This is a genomic window from Bacillus sp. B2-WWTP-C-10-Post-4 (genome assembly GCF_009183805.1).
GTDB classification, from domain to species: Bacteria; Bacillota; Bacilli; order Bacillales; family Bacillaceae_G; genus Bacillus_A; species Bacillus_A cereus.
Window position 1 is genome coordinate 1 of sequence record NZ_WEII01000069.1, and the last position, 3,860, is coordinate 3,860.

The window sequence follows — 3,860 nt, forward strand, 5'->3', positions numbered from 1 at the left end:
ATCTTATATATTAAAAAGAAATAAAGATAAAACTATTATAGGTTATCAAAAATAGGGGGAAACTCTACTCCCACAAGGGAAAATTTGATGTTAGCACGTAAAAAATCATAAATAGTAAAAAATGTATCCGTAGATTCAATAATTATAAGACTTTCAATTCTACAAAAAAGCAGAAAGAAAATCATATGTTTCCACATGAAATCGGAAAGAAATTGATACAAATTACTTTATATTTATTCAACTATGGAAATAAGCTTCATTTACTTTATTTTGGTAAATAAGCAGTATTTAACGTTCAATTATCCACATTTTGTTCAGAAAATGTAGTTATTTGTTAACATTACTCAGTATTTACACATAACTCACATTATTATTGATGATTTTTATTAGATATATACAACAATACTAGTAGTTACAATGATGTCAGAAAAATACTATTCACATTCGAGTATATTTGTCCTCATATCCACTGTTTTTATAATTTTATTTTTGATTTTTTGTAGGTATTATGAGGTATGTTTTATTACATTAGAAGAATACTCCCTGGCACTATGTGGAGAGTTATATAGTGCTAGAAGAGAATTTGTATAGAAGTGCATAAAAAAAGACTTCATTTTACATGAAGTCCTTCTGATTTTGTATTTATAAATAGAGTAGTAGAAAAAGAGTATGAATGAAACAACTACGAATAGCCCTCTAATTTCGATTTTTTCAAAAATAGAGAGCTCGTTACTATTATTTTATTTCCATTGCGTGTAGCACCTGATCTGGAGCTGTTATTGTTACACCAGCACGTACTAAACGTTCGAAGGTACGCATAAACTCTAGTAAATTAAACTGCTTTGGTAGCTCAATCACACGAAGTTTTTCTTGTGGCAGCTTATCAATTGCCTCGATAAACCATTCGCGCACATCACTTGGAATTGTGCGTTCTTTATGGCCACGAACTTTTAGTTTTTCACGCATTTCAATTTCTAAAGCGATATATGCATGGAGATTCACTCCCTGATCATATGCATATTTTCTAAATAACGTTTCTTCCTGGTATTTTAGATAATTACGGTGATAAGACTCTTCTGTTACTGGTACCGCAAACTTCTGCTTCAATAATGCATGCACATTTTTAAACATCTTTTTAATGTTACGAAGAGAGTACATAGAATAATGTAGGCCGAAATTAAAGATAGCTTGCTCACGTTCGCTATTTCTCTCTTTTGGTATATGCTGCGCAATAAGAGGGTAGATACCTTCTTTTGCTGCTGTATCGAGAATTTGATATTGAGATGTCTGATGTAATAGTTTCTTCAATGTATATACAATTTTCGTTGGATATCCTTCTTTTCGATCAACCATGTCACGTAGTCCGTGAATTACACTGCGAATTTGACGATGACAAGTATGCTTTAGTACATGAATGAATTTATTCATGTCTGCAGACAATTCACCGATATTCATCTCTTGTAGGACTGCTTCGATAAATTTCGCTTTTCGAGCATAGGTAGCTTTTGGTGTAAATGGATCCCTATGTTGTTCTTCTCCAGCTTCTTTCGAACATAAGAAGTCTGAATGGATAGACAGATATAATGTCGTATATCGTTTTGTATGCTTTACACCTTTTTGCATTTTGCAAATTTTGAATAGGGGATTCCCCGTACATGGTAATGCAGTTGTTAATTCCTCGATAACCGCACGGATCTGATGCGGATATTTTTTATGTAAGAAACGATACATCCCACCGAAGTGAGTTTTGTTTCCTCTTTCGTCCTGCTTGTCTAAAGAACGCTTTAATGTTGTTTCCGTATGTTGTTGCATTGCGATGTCTAAGAATAGTTTCTTAGCTGCTACAGATAGCTTAAAGAAATCCTTTGTAAATACAACAGGACTAATATATACGTACGGATTTGCTTTTTCTGTTTCCTCATTCATAAAATGAGTGAGTTTGATTGTATAACGGCCATCTACTCCATTTTCGATGGAGATAATGTTATGTAAGTTTAATTTCTTTAATGCGATATAGAATTGAGAGTGTTGGATATAAGCAAATTCTTCTTTATATTGCTTGTAATCTTCCCACATCATATGTATGGTTACATTTGGAATGACGCCGTTTGTATAGCATTTTTTATGTAAGTACAAGAACACTTCAAGATCAGCATTCGTAATACCGTATAATTTATGTTTTCGTCCTGCTTTTTCTGCAAGTGTAGACATTGCCCGACGTGAAAAAGATGGTTTGGCTTTTTCAACAAAACCTTCTACATCCGCAATACGCTCTTCGTATGTCATGTGCTGCAAAATATCTTCTAAATATGTATCTTTATAGCTGTAGTATTTCTCCTCAAATGTTTCCACAAACTTTTGCCAAGACTTTAGTGTTACTAAAACTGCGTTTGTTGTTTTCCCATTTAAGCTACGTTGATTACGTATCACAAATGATTTTCCCATCTTTTTCACCTCCGTTCTACAAATTCAGAAATATATGTCAAAATACTATAAAATATACCAATTTTGATTATAGCAAATCGAAAAATGATGAAAGGTGCTCCTTTAAGAAGAAAATTAGCAACTTGCAACAGCTTATGAAGCTAGTTGTATCAAGGGATAAGAGAATTTCATGATTTTTTTTTGTGTTAAGGATACCGCAAACGTGTTGCAAGTTGTGTGGTATGTATAAAAGTAAGCGAAAAAGCACCTAAACCCTTGGTATATAAAGGATTAGAGTGAAAATGGTAGGGAAGTTAGGGAAAGGATACCGCAAACATGTTGCAAGTTAGTGAACGCAATCATTAAAAATGAATTGTAATAAATACCCTTGATATAAAAGGATTGGTCGGCATTTATAGAATGAAAGTAGGGAAAGGATACCGCAAACAGTGTTGCATCTTGTGAGGGAAATAAGGGCATGCATACCGCAAACGTGTTGCAAGTTGGGTAATATGTATAAAAGTAAATAGAAAAGCACCTAAACCCTTGGTATATAAAGGATTAGAGTGAAAATGATAGGAAAGTTAGGGAAAGGATACCGCAAACATGTTGCATATTATGTATGTAACTTATTAAAAATATGAGATAAATAGCTTAAAAACTTTAAAATGACATGATTTTTTTTAGAATTACTTAGTTGAGAAATAAATTATACTGTTGCAAGTTGAAAGAGATAGGGAAAGGATACCGCAAACGTGTTGCAAGTTGATTAGAAATAGGTAAGAGAAAGAGCAAACGTGTTGCAAGTTGAGAAATATAAGGCAAACAAAGCGCAAAAAGAATGTAAGTAAGGAGAAATAGGTAAGAAAAAAAGCAACCTGTTGCAAGTTGAGGAGTTAAGGAAAGCAAGGCGCAAAAGAAATGTAGGAAGAAGAAATAGGGAAAAGAAAGAGCAGTATGTTGCAAGTTAAAAAGTTAAGGAAAGTAAAGCGCAAAAGGAATGTAAGTAAGGAGAAATAGGTAAGAGGAAGAATAACCTGTTGCAAGTTAAAGAGTTAAGGAAAGTAAAGCGCAAAAGGAATGTAAGTAAGGAGAAATAGGTAAGAGGAAGAACAACCTGTTGCAAGTTAAAGAGTTAAGGAAAGCAAAGCGCAAAAAGAATGTCAGTAGAGGAAAATAGGTAAGAGGAAGAACAACCTGTTGCAAGTTAAAGAGTTAAGGAAAGTAAAGCGCAAAAGGAATGTAAGTAAGGAGAAATAGGTAAGAGGAAGAACAACCTGTTGCAAGTTGGAGAGTTAAGGAAAGCAAGGCGCAAAAGGAATGTAAGTAAGGGGAAATAGGTAAGAAAAAAAGCAACCTGTTGCAAGTTGAAGAGTTAAGGAAAGCAAAGCGCAAAAGGAATGTAGGAAGAAGAAATAGGGAAAAGAAAGAGCAGT

Annotated in this window: 1 protein-coding gene; it reads right to left on the bottom strand. The window is 33.6% G+C overall.

Translation table 11 applies throughout. The features are described from left to right. Positions 1 to 735 precede the first annotated feature (735 nt). Positions 736 to 2,445: a hypothetical protein gene (locus GBN78_RS21555; RefSeq protein WP_070184248.1), complete on the bottom strand. Its 1,710-nt coding sequence runs from the start codon at positions 2,443 to 2,445 to the stop codon at positions 736 to 738. Positions 2,446 to 3,860: the final 1,415 nt, after the last annotated feature.